The organism is Leisingera aquimarina DSM 24565 (assembly GCF_000473165.1).
GTDB classification, from domain to species: Bacteria; Pseudomonadota; Alphaproteobacteria; order Rhodobacterales; family Rhodobacteraceae; genus Leisingera; species Leisingera aquimarina.
The window spans coordinates 3,277,190-3,292,170 of the sequence record NZ_KI421504.1 but is presented as its reverse complement, the minus strand read 5'-3'; the positions used below and the strand labels follow the sequence as shown (position 1 = coordinate 3,292,170).

Sequence of the window (14,981 nt, the reverse complement as noted above, 5' to 3'; positions counted from 1 at the left end):
CCTGGATCAGCCTGCCTCGGGTTTTGCCTTCTTGCCGGGTTTGGGCCGCGGCACATAGGGTTTCCAGCGGCGGTGGATCCAGAACCATTGGCCGGTGTGCTTGCGCACGATGGCTTCCAGATCTGCGCTCAACGATTTAGTCATGGTGAGCGGATCTGAATGCGGAATTTCCGCACTCATCACAATCTCGAAATCCAGACCGTTGTCCTGGCGCACCGCGTAAACAGGGATGACAGCAGCGCCGAATTTCAGTGCCAGTTCGGCCGGCACGGTGGAGGTGACCGCAGGCTTGCCGAAGAAGTCGATCAATTCGCCGCCCTGGGCGTGCAGATCGGTGACGATGGCGGCGATACCGCCCTTTTTCAAATGCCGGACAAGCTCGACCATGCCGCGCTTTCCCTGTTCGAACAGAGGCTCGCCGTTGCCTTTGATTGCTGCCACGTAATGGTCGTTGAAATACGGGTTGGCCATACGGCGGTATAGCGCGCCCATCTCGAAACCGCGGGCAAACAGCGCCGCGCGGGCAGCGTCGTAGTTGCCGAAATGCGCCGTCGCCAGCAGAACCGGGCGCCCTGCCGCACGGGCCTCTTCCAGCGCTTTCAGGCCAGGCCCGGAAATGGGGGCTGCCTTGGCGCGGGCGTGAAAGGGAGCACCGGCATAGATTTCAGCTATCATCCGGCCCGCATTGTCGCTGACATCCCGGTAAAGCGCGCCGGGATCAATTTCCGACAGCTCGGGGCCGACAAGATCCAGGTTGTTGCGCACCCGTTTGTCGAACCCGGCCAGCCGGCCCATGGCTGTGACCAGCCGGCCCATCATGGGCACCCGCAGCCCATAGGGGATCAGCCGGGTGCCGACCAGCAGCCCGCGCAGAAACAGGTTGCTGCCATAATATTTGACATGGCTCCAGGTGGAGAGCTCGGAAGGATCTACGGGCATGGCGTCTGGATGGTTGCGGCGCGGGAATGCGCCCGGAAGCCCGCATCATACGCAGCCGGACCGGCAGGTACAAGCCGCTCGCAGGCGCGGACAGAATGATCTGCGCGCCTGCCGAACCGGAATATGCGGCGGATCTTAGCCGCCTTCCTCCTCATCCTCGTCGGACTTCAGATCGATTTCGCCTGTTGCTACCAAATCGCGCATGGCCGAGATGATCATGCTGAACGCCGCCTCGCCATCGCTGCGCTTGACTTTGCCGCGCTCGCCCACCTCTTCGCGGATGTTGTCGGCCATCCGGCTGGACATGTTCTTGAGCAGGAATTCATTTGTGGCAACGTCTTCTTCGTCGGTGGCAAAGGCCATGGCCGTGACCAGATCCGGCTGCGATAGCACCCGCATCAGCTTGGGCACGTCGATCGGCTGCATCCGTTCGCCGATCAGGGCGTAAGTAAAGATCGCTTTGCGCACCTTGATGGCGAAGTCCTCATCCTCTTCGTCCAGCGCGGTCAGCACCTCGTCGCGCTTGGCTGCCGCCGCCTCGGTCAGGATGCCGCCAAGACGCTGGCCCGGGGTCTCATCAAAGGCGAGATCGGGCCGGGCTTCGACCTGGGCGGCAAGCGACAGGCCGATCCGGTCCACGGTGTCGGGCGTCACATTGGCGGTGTGGCTGACGGCATAGGTGATGCGGCGGGCAATCGGGCCAGGCAGATGCACCAGCATTTGCGCCGCCTTGGCGGTGTCCAGTTTGGACAGCAAAACCGCAGCCACTTCGGTGCTTTCCGCCTCGGCCAAGCCGGCCAGATCTTCGGGCGGCAGCTGTTTCAACCGCTCCCAGGGGTCGCCGAACTGGCGCACACCGGCCTCCTTGCGAAGGCGGCTGTGGGTGTGGCGGCTGATCTTGCCCTGCATGGCATTCAGCGCACCGGCCAGACCGTTGGGGAAATGCAGGCCGATATTGTCCAGCAAATCGGCAAATTCGCCCGCGACCGCGTTCAGCGTGTCACGGTCGACAATGCTCATCTTGCCCATCTGCTGGGTCAACTCCAGCTGCAGGTCGTCAGGCAGCTCCTCCAACGGGATTTCCGCGCCTTCATTCAGCAGCAGCCGGACGATAATTGCGGCCTTGGCCTTGCCGCTCAGCCCGCTGCCGCCCCCCGCGCCCAGAGGGGCCGGGGCACCGAACCCACCCAGATCCGGCCCGCCTGAAGCCATCGGAAGCGCCAGCATGTTGTCTTGAGGCATTCTCGCACCCTACCAAAGATTCTTCTTGATCATGGAGGCAAAGATACGCCGCAAGCCGTAAAGAAAGGCTGAAGCTAGTAGCTGTGGGATGCACCTGTTTCCAAGGCGTTGCGCAGCGATGCTTCGGCCCAGCTGCCGTCACCGCCGCGTGCCTTGATCTCTTTCCACTGTACCAGGGCTGCGCCGTATTTTCCCTGTTCCACAAGGCCTTGCCCCATATACGAACGGGCAAGGATGTTATCCGGATCGCGTGCCAATGCCTGATCATAATAGGCCTGCGCCACGTCCAAATTGCCTAGTTTGCGATGGGTGAACCCCCAATAGGTCAGCACTAGCGAGTCCTGCTGGTCCGCCATTGCGCCCAGCACCGCCTGCGCGTCCTCCTGACGGCCGGCATAGGCCAGCTCGCGCACCGCGCCCAGCAGCTCTTGCTGGTTCAGCGAGGATTTCTTGGGGCGCACGCAGCGTTTCTTCTGGTCGTCCCAAACCCGCTTGCCTTTGCACTCCTTGGTGGTCTGGGTGGGTTTCGGCGGGTTCCAGTCGTTGCCGCTTGCGGCAAAAGCCGTCATCGGCAGGGTCAAGGCAGCGGCGAGAGCAAAATAACGCATGTCGTCATCTCCAGATGCATAAATTGGTGATCAATGTACCCTTACAACCCGTGGGCCGGCCAATTTATTCATATCAAATATGCGTTGGTGAAATTTTTCGGACTGCAAACAAAAACGCCCCGCCAAAAGGCAGGGCGCTGAGATGCTCTGTCAGGGAAGGCTTATTCGCCGAACACGCGCTTGAAGATCGTGTCGACATGTTTGGTGTGGTAGCCCATGTCGAATTTCTCGTTGATCGCCTCTTCGCCGAGGGCGGCAACCACGTCCGCATCCGCCAGCAGCAGCTCGCGGAAGTCAACGCGCTCTTCCCAGACCTTCAGCGCGTTGCGCTGCACCATGGCATAGGCGTCTTCACGGTTGACGCCGGCCTGGGTCAGCGCCAGCAGCACCCGCTGCGACATCACCAGACCTGGGAATTTATTCATGTTGTCCAGCATGTTCTCGGGGAACACCAGCATTTTGTCGATGACACCCGCCAGACGGTGCAGGGCAAAGTCCAGGGTGACGGTGGCGTCGGGGCCGATGCCGCGTTCCACGGAGGAATGCGAGATGTCGCGCTCGTGCCACAGCGCCACGTTTTCCATCGCAGGCACAACGGTCATGCGGACCAGACGCGCAAGACCCGTCAGGTTTTCGGTCAAAACCGGGTTCTTCTTGTGCGGCATTGCCGACGAGCCTTTCTGGCCCATCGAGAAGAATTCAGCACCTTCCAGAACCTCGGTGCGCTGCATATGGCGGATTTCCACAGCAACGTTTTCGATCGAGGACGCAATGACGCCGAGGGTGGCAAAGAACATCGCGTGGCGGTCGCGCGGGATCACCTGGGTGGAGATCGGCTCAGGCCGCAGGCCCAGCTGTTCGCAGACGTGGTCCTCGACCGCCGGATCGACATTGGCAAAAGTGCCGACCGCGCCCGAGATCGCGCCGGTGGCGACTTCCCAGCGGGCTTTTTCCAGACGGTTCTTGTTGCGGTCCATCTCGGCGTAGAAGCGGGCAAAGGTCAGGCCCATGGTGGTGGGTTCAGCGTGAATGCCGTGGCTGCGGCCCACACGGACGGTGTTTTTATGCTCCAACGCGCGTTTCTTCAGCGCGGCCAGCAGCTTGTCCATGCCGTCCAGCAGAATATCGGCGGCACGCACCAGCTGCACGTTCAGGCAGGTGTCCAGCACATCCGACGAAGTCATGCCCTGATGCACAAAGCGGGCTTCCTCAGAGCCGACATGCTCAGCCAGATGGGTGAGGAAGGCGATGACGTCGTGTTTGGTGACGGCTTCAATCTCGTCGATGCGGGCGACGTCAAACTCCACGTCCTTGGCTTTCCACACGGCATCAGCATTTTCGCGCGGGATCACGCCAAGGTTTGCCATGGCTTCGCAGGCATGGGCCTCGATTTCGTACCAGATCTTGAATTTGGTCTCAGGCGACCAGATGGCGACCATCTCGGGGCGGGCATAGCGGGGGATCATGGGCGAAAGCACCTTTATGTGATTGTGCAGCAGATGCCCGGCCTATTAGATCAGGTAAGGCGTGACAGCAAGGCTGGGAGGCGGACATGAGGCACATTGCCCTGATGATTGCGGTATCATTGACAGTTTCGCCGCTTGCGGCGGCGGAATGGCGGGCGTTGAGCGGAGAGGAAGTGCAGGCAGCGCTGGAAGGGCGCAAGCTGACCTACGGCAGCGGTGCCTGGCAGGAGTTCCGGGCCACGGGCCGGACCTTGTACAATGCCGGCCATGACAGCTGGGGCTATTGGGGCGTGCGGGACAGCAAATACTGCTCCACCTGGCCGCCGTCGGACCTGTGGGCTTGTTTTGTTTTGGAAAGCGACGGTGAGGCTTTGCGGTTTGTTGGCGAGGGCGGCGACATCACCACAGGCCGTTACTCTGACTGACAGCAAGGGGGGCTCCCGCCTGCGTTGCGGCCTTCTGGCGAAGGCCTGCCGCAGCTGGGCCCGGCGCCGGGCCCAAGGCCGCTGCCGTTGCAGGTTTCCTGCAACGGCCGGGCGCGGGAGGTCTCTGGTTTTTGACAGTTACACAGTTTCCGCCTGGTGTGAGGTTTCCAGATGTGTCACCACTTTGGCGCCGCTTTCCAGGGTCCGGTGTACCGGGCATTTGTCGGCAATCTCCATAAGCTTGGTCCGCTGTTCATCGCTCAATGGGCCGCAGAGGTGGATCACCCGGGTGAACTGGTCGATTTTGGCTGGTCCCGTCGGCTGGGCATCCTGGGCATGCACCTTGTCGTGGCTGATATCGACGCTGATCCCTTCCAGCGGCCAGCCCTTGCGGCGGGCATACATGCGCAGCGTCATCGAGGTGCAGGCGCCGAGCCCGGCCGCCACGAAGCCATAAGGCGACATGCCGCGATTGGTGCCGCCATAGGCCAACGGCTCATCTGCATAGGTGTGGTGATAAGGGCCGGATTGCACGTCCTGCAAGAAGCCCTCCGAGTCCGCCTCGGTCACCCGCAGGATGCCTTCGGGCGCACCGGGCGGCGGCGCGGGCGGGGCCATTCTGACATAGCGCCCGGCCCAGGCGGCAATCACCTCGGCGGCATATTCCGCATCGGCTGCGCGGGTGATCAGGTGATCGGCATCATCCAGGGTGACAAAGCTTTTGGGGTGTTTTGCCGCGGTAAAGATTGAGGCCGCATTTTCGATGCTTACTGTTTCATCCCGCGGGGCATGCAGCACCAGCAGTGCCGCCTTCAGTTCCGCAATTGCAGGCGCCAGTGCTTCGGCGTTGATATCGTCGACGAACTCCTTGCCGATCACAAACGGCCGTCCGCCCAGGCAGACTTCAGCGCGTCCCTTTGCCTCGATCTCCGGCAGTGCCGCGTCAAAATGGTGCGAGACATGGCCGGGATCGAACGGCGCGCCCAGTGTCACCACGCCTTTGACAGACGGGATGCCTGCCCGCGCCCGCAGCACCGCCGCGCCGCCCAGCGAATGGCCGATAAGCAACGAGGGCGCCATGCCGCGCGAGGCCAGATATTGCGCCGCCATGATCAGATCCGCGACATTGGAACTGAAGGAGGTGTTTTCGAACTCCCCCTCGGAATGCCCCAATCCGGTGAAATCAAACCGTAGCACCGCGATCCCCATCGCCGCCAGCCGCCCGGCAATCCGCCGCGCGGCCGGGATGTCTTTGGAGCAGGTAAAGCAATGGGCAAACAGCGCCGTTGCAAGGACCGGTCCCTCGGGCAAGTCAAGGCGGGCGGCAAGGGGTGTTCCGGCATGGCCGGGGAAGGAGACGCGTTCAGCGGGCATGGACGTGGCCTTTGTTGGGTGTTCTGCATAGATTGAGCGCGCAATGGGCCCTGAACAAGGCGGCAGCCCGCAACGTCACGGGAAGGTGAAGGCAGATGAGCGTAATGAGCCTGAGCGGTGTTGGATGTTACAAGCTTCGGACAGCCCGCGACCGGGATATGTGGAGGCGTTTGCGGGTGTTTTGCGAAAGCGAGCCTCAGGCCTTCAGCCGTAATCCTGAGACGGGCCATGTCACCGGTTCTGCGTTTGTGATGTCACCGGACAGGACAAGCGTTCTGCTGACCCATCACCGTAAGCTGGACCGCTGGCTGCAGTTGGGCGGCCATTGCGACGGCATTGCCGACGTGCCGTTTGTCGCGCTGAAAGAAGCCTATGAGGAAAGCGGACTGTCCCGGATCAAGCCGCTGTCCGGCCAGGTGTTTGATGTGGATATTCACGAAATCCGGCAAACTGCGAAGGACCGCGCGCATCTGCATTATGACGTACGGTATCTGTTCCAGGCGGAGGCCTGGGAAATTGCCGTGAGCGGGGAATCCTATGCGCTGGCCTGGGTGCCGCTGGACCGGCTGGAGGAGGTGACGGAGTCACCGGGCGTTCTGGTGCTGCGTGAAAAGCTCAGCTGTTATTAAGCGGAGGCGCCTGACGGCGCCGCAGGATGTCCCGGCCCCGCCTGTACAGGCGGGGCCGGTTGTTCGCGTCAGGATTCGCCCATCAGTTCCTTATCGAACGGGTATTTGGTCAGATTCTCATAGCCGTCCTCGGTGATAAGCACCTGATCTTCTAGCTTGATCGAGAAATCGCCGCCCTCGGGGGAGATCAGCGCCTCGACACAAAGCACCATGCCCGGCTCCAGTTCATAGTCAAAGGCGCCCTCGACCATCTGATCCGGATAGGCGACCAGCGGCCATTCATCACACAGGCCGACACCGTGCATCATGCAGCCGTATTTCTGCTTTTGGAACTGCGGATCCAGCGGGTGGCAGGCCCTGGACAGCTCCTGAATGTTCACGCCGGGCTTCAGCATTTCCATGTTGTGGCGGATATGCTCAACCCCGTGCTGCATGGCATAGACCATGTCGGCGCGCGGTTTCTCATCGCCGATCCACCAGCTGCGCGAGATATCGATGCAGATGCCATAGGACCCCACCAGATCGGTATCAAAACTGATCATTTCATTGTTTTGGATGATGCGGGGGCCGCATTCCTGGAACCACGGGTTGGTGCGCGGGCCGGAGGCCAGCAGCCGGGTTTCAATCCACTCGCCGCCGCGGCGGATGTTTTCGGCGTGCAGCACTGCCCAGACGTCGTCTTCCGAGATATTGCCGCCGGGCACGTTTTCGCGGGCGAAAACCTCCATTGCCGCCACTGCGGTTTCGCAGGCATGGCTGGCGCAGCGCATCGCCAGGATTTCATCCGGGCCTTTCACAGCGCGGCATTTCTCGGTCAGCTCTTCGCCAGGAACGATCTCCAGGCCTTGTGCTTCCAGCGCGCGCAGCCCGTGCAGCATGACCTTGTCCACTGCCAGGCGTTTGTTGCTGCCGCTGTGTTCCTCAAGCAGTTTGCGGACCTCGTTGGAGAACACATCCGCTGCCACATCCACCTTGTCGCCGCGGTCGAAGTAAAACAGGTCCGCGCCAGCGCGCTGCTCACGCACAAGGGGGTTGAATTCGCTGAGGAACGGCGACTGTTTGTAGTCCCACAGCACCATATAGCCGTCAGCGCAGATCAGCAGAGCGCGGAACGGGTTGTGGGTGTTCCACAGCTGCATATTGGTGCTATCAGTGGCATAGCGGATGTTCAGCGGGTCAAACACCAGAAGGCCGGCGTAGCCGCGGTCGTTGATGAAACGGGTCAGCCGCTCCCAGCGGAAACTGCGCATGGCCTGCAAATCGGGCAGCTGCAGTCCGGCTTCGGCCCATTCGCCAAAAGCCAGCTGGGTCGGGCCGATTTCGACGCGGTCATTGTTGTTCGGTGTGTTGTCGCCCAGATTGGCACCGCGGGTGGGGTCGATCTTGCGGATGTCGCGGTAATGCTCGTTCATGCGTGGCCTCCGTCGCTGCACAGGTCTGTCCAATGTGCCGCCGTCTGCCGGTAGATTCGCTGCAGAAAACGACGGGTATTACAGTCGTTTCTGACCCATGCTGCAGCACCGCAGCTGAATGCCGTTGCGCAGGCCGGGGGGCATGGCGGCGCTTTTATGCGATTAGGTTTCAGGATCCGGTGCTGTTTCAGCCGTGCGGGTTTCGAAGTGAACCGCCCCGGGTTTTCCGGAGGCTTCACCTCCTGATTAGGATGAAGCCACAATGAGCAAGACAACAAACAAGTATTCTCCTGAGGTCCGCGAGCGTGCGGTGCGGCTGGTGCTGGACAAGTGAGCCATTGAGGCGCCATTGGTTCGCGCCCAATGGCGAACGGCCAGCACGGTTCCCGTTGGCAGGCGATCATGTCGATCTCCGCAAAGACCGGCTGTTCGGCGCATACGCTGAATGAGTGGGTTAAGAAGGCAGAAGCCGACAGCGGCAAGCGGGCGGGCGTGCCAACAGATGCAGCCGGCAAGATGAAGGCGCTGGAGCGGGAAAACCGCGAGCAGCGCCAGGCGAACGAGATCCTCCGCAAAGCCTCCGCGTATTTTGCGATGGCGGCGCTCGGCCGCCGGTCGAAGTGATGGTGTCATTTACCGGCATGCATCGCGCGGAGCATGGGGGCGAGCCGATCTGCATTCGCCATTGCCGCTCGGACCAATGGCGCGGCATGTCTCATTCCTGCCGATTGCCCCTTCCACGTATTATGAGCACCTGGCGAAGCGGGCCGGTCCGGCCCGGTTGTCGGAGCGTGCCCGGCGTGACGCGGCATTGCGGCCCGAGATCCGGCGGGTTTTCGAAGAGAACTGGCGGGTCTATGGCGTGCGGAAGGTCTGGCGGCAATTGCAGCGGGAAGGCTTTGACGCCGCCCGCTGCACGGTTGCTCGGCTGATGAAGGGCATGGGTATTCAAGGCGCTCGCCATTGTCCTCGGACCAATGGCGGACAAAGGCTCGCTCCGGGGCAAGCCTCACAAAACCACGATGCCTGGCAAGAAGGCCCCATGCCCCCTCTCGCACATGCTGCGCATGTGCTGCCGGGCAGTGGATGGACAAAGCAAACCGGCAATTCCGTGTGCCCGCGCCCAACATGCTCTGGGTCAGCGGTTTCACCTATGCCGCCACCTGGAAAGGGTTCGCCGATGCCGCCGCTCGCCATTGGGCTCGAACCAATGGCGCCTTCAATGGCTCGCTCATTGATGCCTATGCCCGCAAGATCGCCGGCCCCCTCTCGGCAGATTTGGCATGGCCAAATCGCCTGCCGGTCAATGGGTCGTGTCAGCACCCCGGCGCATGCCGGGTTCGTTCTCGATGCTCTGGAGCAGGCTGTTCACGAGCGGCGGCCGGCAAAGGCGATGGGGCTTGTTCACCACTCCGGCCGCCGTTCTCGGCGATGCTCGCATCGCCTGTCACGCAGTGGGTCAGCCAATACCTGTCGATCAAATACACAGAGCGGTTGGGAGAAGCTGGTATCGAGCCCTCTGCCGGCAGCGCCGGAGACAGTTACGACAATGCCTTGGCCGAGACGATCAACGGCTTGTTCAAGGCCGAGGCCGTTCACCGCCGCGGCCCTTGGCGCAACTTCGAGGCAGCGGAATACGCAACACTCGAATGGGTGGACTGGTTCAACAGCCGCCGCCTGCTCGAGCCTATCGGGAACATTCCGCCGGCAGAAGCAGAGGCCAATTTCTACGCCGCCCTGGAAACTGAGGACATTGCCGCGCAACTAACTGAAATCAGCCTCCGGCAAACCCGGGGCGGTTCGCCGGCAGTGACACAAAGAGGCGCAACAGGCATGCGGCAGACCCGAGCGGTTGTGTTCGCCATCTAGAGCTATCCTGCGGCACGGACGGACGTAATGCCTCAGTGGCCGGCAGCGGCCGGCGGCAAATCCTGAGGTCAGGGCAGCAGCGGGCGCGCGGCCTGAACCATGCCAGCGCTTTCCAGATAAAGGAACAGGGCTGTCAGCAGCAGCAGATGGCTTATGAAGCGCAGGCGGCGGGTGCCGGCCAGAGTGACCGCGGCCAGGGCCGTGGCCCGCAGCTGGCTGCCCCAGCTGATGCGCGCAAAGCCAGCCGGTGCCGGGTTGCGGATGCGGGCGTGGATCAGCCCGACGGTATCCGCGGCAGTTTCGCTGATGAGGCCGGCATTGGCCGCTTGGAAGGCACGGTCGCAATGGGCTTCCAGCTGAGGTGCGGTTTGCTCAACCGGTGTGAACCGGTCATGTCCGCGCGGTTTGGCAGACCCGGCCTGCTGATAGAGGTTTGCAGAGGCTTCTGCAGTGGCAGAAACAGGCAGATGCGTGTGTTCCGGCTGACCGTTACCGGGGGCAAAAACACCAAGGAACTGTTCGCAAGTCAGCGCGATTTCGGTATCGAGCCATTCAACAGAAGTCGCATCAACCGCCGGCAGCAGCCGCCGCAGCATTTCCGCCAGCAGCAATTCCGAGATCTCCTGGTCGCAATAGCCTGGGAAGACCGGGGACAGCGACAATTCCAGAAGCGCCGAGGGCTGCATTATGCTGCTGGTCAGTTTGCTGGAGCGCCGCAAGGGCACCCGGCGCAGCCGGACCGTTACATGGTAGTGGTCGCATTGCAGCCTGGCGGTATTCTCGGCGCGGGCGGCGATCGTCTCGGCTGGATGCCCGAAGTCCTCAAGCGTGTCCACAACCGCGGAAACCGCAGCCGAAAGAGTTCCGGTGTCGCGGCTCTCCAGGCCCAGCCTGCCTGTATACTGCATGTTTTCTGCCATCGTCCGGATCCTCCATTCAGGGTGCCGATGGAAGAAGATTAAAATTTGAAGGAGTTGAAAGTGGGGCAGGAATTAAGGATCTGAATGAAAACAGAAGAACAGAAGTGCAGGAAATGCGGCGTTGTTGAAGATATTGCTTTCAAACAATTTTTATCGAAAGAGGTAAGCGCTGCGGGCTGGAATACGGCTCAACTGTGGCGAAGGCCGGACACATTGATGCCCCAGAGCCTACAATTATTCGGGAATCGCCTGCACTGTTCCTGGGGCGGTCAGCTGCTGGTTTTCGCAGCCCGCAAATGAACGGGCGCAGATATCAGCGGCACTTTGAAAAAGACGCTGGTTAGCGGTCGATCTGGCGCCCCATGATCGCCAGCGACTGCTGATAGACCGTTGCCGCGTTCCATTGCTTCAGAACCCGGTAGTTCGGCTCGCCCTGCTGATAGCCCTTGCCGGGTTTCCAGCCCCTTTGACGCAGGTAATTCGCGGTGGAGGCCATCGCATCCCCCATGTTGTAGAAATCCACCCGCCCGTTGCCGTCCCAGTCCACGCCGTATTGCAGCGCATTGCCGGGCAGGAACTGAGTATGGCCCAGCTCGCCGTGCTTGGCGCCCAGCGTGGCCGGGGTGATGGCGCCCTGATCCACCAGCTTCAGCGCCCCCAGCGCATGCGGACGGAAGAAGTCCGAACGGCGGCAATCATAGGTCAGCGTCACAATGGCCGAAACCACCTGGCTGTCGCCCATATAGTTGCCAAACGCGGTTTCCATCCCGTGGATGGCGATCAGCACACCTGCGGGCACGCCGTATTTCCGCTCCAGCGCGGCATAGAAATCCGGGTTGCGCGCCTTTCGCTTGCGGCCCTGCGCCACGATGGTCGCCGAGCCGCGGATCTGCATGAATTTTTCCAGCGAGTACTTAAAGCTCTTCTGGTTGCGGTCAGCGGAGATGGTACGGCGGGCATACTGCGCATTGGCCAGCGCCTGCAGCCCCGCCTTACGCACGCCTGCGCGCTTGGCCTCGCGCTGGAAGTCCTGCTTCCAGGCGTCAAACCCGGCAGAGGTATTGCCGCAGGTGGCGGCCAGGGCAGGGGAAGCAAGCAGGGCGGAAATCAGGGCAGAGGCCAGCAGGCGGCGCATGAAAGAACTCTCGAAATGTGACTCGTGCCTTGCAGCCTAACGTGCTGGCAGCCCGTGTCTAACGGGAAAAGCTGTGCATGGTTCCCATTTACCTAAGTGAAGGCGGTTCCGGCTGCCAGGGCAAGACCGTCCGCCACTGCGGTCATGGCATTTCCTGTTTCAACGCGGGCATTTGGGCAAAGCCTCTGCATTTGCACCTGAACCGCCGCCAGCAGCGAAGAGCCGCCGACCAGCACGATTCTGTCTACATTGCCCGCTGTTATGCCAGCCTGCGCCAATGTCTCGGCGGCGCAAGCCCCGATGGCTTCGGTCTGTTCCGCCAGCGTCTGGTTCATCTCAGCGGCGGGCAGCGGCACCGACAGGCCGCGCTGCAACAGTTTCAGGTCGATGACTGCCGCGCCGCCTGCCGTGTTGGCCTGGATCTTGCCGCGCTCGACCGCAAAGGCCAGCTCGTGGCCCAGTTCGTCCTCCAACACGTCAACCAGCCTGGCCAACCGGCCCGGCTCAACCGCATTGGCGGCCAGATCCTTTGCTGCCCGGCGGCTTTCCGGACTGTAGAGGAAAGGGATCATCTGCCAGGTCGCCAGATCGTTGAACAGCCGGTTCGGGGCGGGCAGGGTGCCGCCGCCAAAGATATTGCGGATCTGGCTGCCGCGCCCTAGCAGCGGCATGACATGATGGATGCTCAGCTGCCGGTCGAAATCGGTGCCGCCCAGCCGCACCCCGTGCGAGGCCAGGATACGGGTTGCGCCATTTGCGTCCTGTTCAAAGGCGGTGAAGTCCGAGGTGCCGCCGCCGATATCGACAATCAGCCCGCGGCCCGGTGCAGGTGCTGCGGCCCGCAGGGCTGCTTCCGGCTCATACATGAACAGCACATCCTGAAAGCCCGCGTCCAAGTAACAGGCGCGCAGATCTTTTTCGGCCTGAATATTGCGGGCTTCATCCTTGGAATGAAACCGAACCGGCCGGCCGGACAGCGCATGTGTAAAGTCCATATGCGTTGCCGTCTCGGCGCGGGTCTTCATCTCGGCCAGAAAGCGGGCGATGAGGGTGCCAAAGCTGATCCGCTCGCCGCCCAGCCGCCGTTCCTCGTGCAGCAGCGGCGTGCCGAGCAGGCTTTTCAAGGCGCGCATGAAACGCCCCTCATCACCGTTGATCAGCGCCCGTGTGGCGCTGTGGCCGATCCGCATGCTGCGGCTGCCCTCGTCAAAGAACACCGCCGTTGGCAGGGTCTGCTCTCCCGGTTCCATCTCCACCAGCCAGGGGCGGCCACCCACGGCAATCCCGGCCGCCGAATTGGAGGTGCCAAAGTCGATACCAAGGGTGTTGGGGGCAGTCATGGAACAGGCTCCTTTCGCTGGCGGGGAGCGGGCCGGGATACAGCAGCCGCAAAACAAGAGCAAGAAAAAGCCGCACTGCTTGCGGGGCGCAGCGGGAGATGGGAGAGCTTATCAGCCGAACGCGCCCCTTGAACGGAAAAAGGGCGCCCCGAAGGACGCCCTTTCACAGTCATGACTGTGCAGCTTAGCAGCTGTAGTACATGCCGAATTCGACCGGATGGGGCGTGTGCTCGTACTTGTGCACCTCTTCCATCTTCAGCTCGATATAGCCGTCGATCTGGTCTTTGGTGAACACGTCGCCCTGCAGCAGGAAATCGTGGTCGGCGGCCAGCGCGTCAACAGCTTCACGCAGAGAGCCGCAGACGGTCGGGATGCCTTCCAGCTCTTCGGCCGGCAAATCATACAGGTTCTTGTCCATGGCTTCGCCGGGATCGATCTTGTTCTTGATGCCGTCCAGGCCGGCCATCAGCAGCGCGGCAAAGCACAGGTAGGGGTTGGCCGCCGGATCGGGGAAGCGGGCCTCGACGCGTTTGGCTTTCGGGCTTTCGGTCCACGGAATACGCACGCAGCCGGAGCGGTTGCGGGCGGAGTAGGCGCGCAGAACCGGGGCTTCAAAACCGGGGATCAGGCGTTTGTAGGAGTTGGTGGACGGGTTGGTGAAGGCATTCAAAGTCTTGGAATGCTTCAGGATGCCGCCGATGAAATACAGCGCTTCCTGGCTGAGGTCAGCGTATTTGTCGCCGGCAAACAGCGGCTTGCCGTCTTTCCAGATCGACATGTTGACGTGCATGCCGGAACCGTTGTCGCCATAGATCGGCTTCGGCATGAAGGTGGCCGATTTGCCATAGGCGTGCGCCACGTTGTGGATCACATATTTGTACTTCTGCAGCTCGTCGGCCTGTTTGGTCAGGCTGTCAAAGATCAGGCCCAGCTCGTGCTGGCAGGAGGCAACCTCGTGGTGGTGCTTGTCGACCTTCATGCCCAGACGCTTCATGGTCGACAGCATTTCCGAACGCAGGTCCTGCGCTTCGTCGGTCGGGTTCACCGGGAAATAGCCGCCCTTCAGGCCCGGGCGGTGGCCCATGTTGCCCATCTCGAATTCGGCGTCGGTGTTCCAGGAGCCGTCGGTCGCGTCAACCTCATAAGACACCTTGTTGATGGTGTTGGAGTAACGCACGTCGTCAAACAGGAAGAATTCCGCTTCCGGACCCATATAGGCCACATCGCCGATGCCGGAGGACTTGAGGTAGGCTTCGGCCTTCTGAGCGGTGCCGCGCGGGTCGCGCTCATAGGCTTCGCCGGTGTCGGGCTCAACAATCGAGCAATGAATGCAGAGGGTTTTCTCGGCATAAAACGGATCGATGTAGGCGGACGTGGTGTCAGCCATCAGTTTCATGTCGGAGTTTTCAATCGACTTCCAGCCGGCGATGGAGGAGCCGTCGAACATGAAGCCTTCTTCCAGGAAGTCTTCGTCGACCAGATCCACATCCACGGTCACGTGCTGCAGGCGGCCGCGCACGTCGGTGAAACGGATGTCGACATAGGCGACGTCGTCTTCACGGAGAGTCTTGAGAACTGCGTCTACGCTCATTCCCTTAGTCCTTCTTTAGAGATGTCTTGGA

General features: G+C 61.6%; 13 protein-coding genes, 1 pseudogene and 1 other annotated feature. Of the genes and pseudogenes, 4 read left to right on the top strand and 10 right to left on the bottom strand.

What is annotated here, in order from left to right; all coding sequences use genetic code 11:
• Positions 1-6: 6 nt before the first annotated feature.
• The 4 genes from AQUI_RS28525 to purB form a co-directional block, all read right to left on the bottom strand.
• Positions 7-939 carry a lysophospholipid acyltransferase family protein gene (locus AQUI_RS28525; RefSeq protein WP_035920133.1) on the bottom strand — a complete coding sequence of 311 codons (933 nt, stop codon included), beginning with the start codon at positions 937-939 and terminating at the stop codon, positions 7-9.
• Positions 940-1,074: 135 nt separating this feature from the next.
• Positions 1,075-2,181 (bottom strand): flagellar motor switch protein FliG, encoded by a 1,107-nt coding sequence (locus AQUI_RS0120440; RefSeq protein ID WP_027259166.1) that lies wholly within the window; start codon positions 2,179-2,181, stop codon positions 1,075-1,077.
• Positions 2,182-2,255: 74 nt separating this feature from the next.
• Positions 2,256-2,789 (bottom strand): tetratricopeptide repeat protein, encoded by a 534-nt coding sequence (locus AQUI_RS0120435; protein WP_027259165.1) that lies wholly within the window; start codon positions 2,787-2,789, stop codon positions 2,256-2,258.
• Positions 2,790-2,950: 161 nt separating this feature from the next.
• The gene (purB, locus tag AQUI_RS0120430; RefSeq protein WP_027259164.1) at positions 2,951-4,255 is read right to left on the bottom strand and encodes an adenylosuccinate lyase; all 1,305 of its coding nucleotides are present in this window, start codon (positions 4,253-4,255) and stop codon (positions 2,951-2,953) included.
• Between the two features lie 86 nt (positions 4,256-4,341).
• Between purB and AQUI_RS0120425 the strand changes: the two genes are divergently transcribed.
• Positions 4,342-4,680, top strand: a complete 339-nt coding sequence (locus tag AQUI_RS0120425) for a hypothetical protein (protein WP_027259163.1) — start codon at positions 4,342-4,344, stop codon at positions 4,678-4,680.
• A 138-nt stretch (positions 4,681-4,818) separates the two neighbouring features.
• On the opposite strand, the gene AQUI_RS0120420 is transcribed toward AQUI_RS0120425, so the two are convergent.
• Positions 4,819-6,054: a bifunctional alpha/beta hydrolase/OsmC family protein gene (locus AQUI_RS0120420; RefSeq protein ID WP_027259162.1), complete on the bottom strand. Its 1,236-nt coding sequence runs from the start codon at positions 6,052-6,054 to the stop codon at positions 4,819-4,821.
• Positions 6,055-6,149: 95 nt separating this feature from the next.
• On the opposite strand from AQUI_RS0120420, the gene AQUI_RS0120415 reads away from it, so the two are divergent.
• Positions 6,150-6,683: an NUDIX hydrolase gene (locus AQUI_RS0120415; RefSeq protein WP_027259161.1), complete on the top strand. Its 534-nt coding sequence runs from the start codon at positions 6,150-6,152 to the stop codon at positions 6,681-6,683.
• 68 nt (positions 6,684-6,751) lie between these two features.
• Here AQUI_RS0120415 and dddP read toward each other — a convergent pair whose 3' ends face one another.
• Complete coding sequence (gene dddP / locus AQUI_RS0120410) at positions 6,752-8,095, bottom strand: dimethylsulfonioproprionate lyase DddP (protein ID WP_027259160.1); 1,344 nt, start codon at positions 8,093-8,095, stop codon at positions 6,752-6,754.
• A 262-nt stretch (positions 8,096-8,357) separates the two neighbouring features.
• Between dddP and AQUI_RS30940 the strand changes: the two are divergent.
• Positions 8,358-9,856 (top strand): annotated as a pseudogene (locus AQUI_RS30940) (transposase); the annotation flags it as partial.
• Positions 8,677-8,795 (top strand) — a sequence feature (AL1L pseudoknot). Its footprint overlaps the pseudogene before it by 119 nt.
• 176 nt (positions 9,857-10,032) lie before the next feature.
• On the opposite strand, the gene AQUI_RS29445 reads toward AQUI_RS30940, so the two are convergent.
• Positions 10,033-10,884 (bottom strand): hypothetical protein, encoded by an 852-nt coding sequence (locus AQUI_RS29445; RefSeq protein ID WP_051371948.1) that lies wholly within the window; start codon positions 10,882-10,884, stop codon positions 10,033-10,035.
• 84 nt (positions 10,885-10,968) lie between these two features.
• Here AQUI_RS29445 and AQUI_RS30935 point away from each other — a divergent pair, with 84 nt between their 5' ends.
• On the top strand, positions 10,969-11,184 hold the full coding sequence (locus AQUI_RS30935) for a hypothetical protein (protein WP_156916889.1): 216 nt from the start codon (positions 10,969-10,971) through the stop codon (positions 11,182-11,184).
• A 40-nt stretch (positions 11,185-11,224) separates the two neighbouring features.
• Here AQUI_RS30935 and AQUI_RS0120390 read toward each other — a convergent pair whose 3' ends face one another.
• The 3 genes from AQUI_RS0120390 to glnA all read right to left on the bottom strand — a co-directional run bounded on the left by AQUI_RS0120390 (position 11,225) and on the right by glnA (position 14,950).
• Positions 11,225-12,019: a lytic murein transglycosylase gene (locus AQUI_RS0120390; protein ID WP_027259159.1), complete on the bottom strand. Its 795-nt coding sequence runs from the start codon at positions 12,017-12,019 to the stop codon at positions 11,225-11,227.
• Positions 12,020-12,111: 92 nt separating this feature from the next.
• Entirely contained in the window at positions 12,112-13,359 is a 1,248-nt protein-coding gene (locus tag AQUI_RS0120385) for an Hsp70 family protein (RefSeq protein WP_027259158.1), read from the bottom strand.
• Between the two features lie 184 nt (positions 13,360-13,543).
• A complete protein-coding gene (gene glnA, locus AQUI_RS0120375) occupies positions 13,544-14,950 on the bottom strand; it encodes a type I glutamate--ammonia ligase (RefSeq protein WP_027259157.1) in 1,407 nt (468 codons plus the stop codon).
• Positions 14,951-14,981 lie beyond the last annotated feature (31 nt).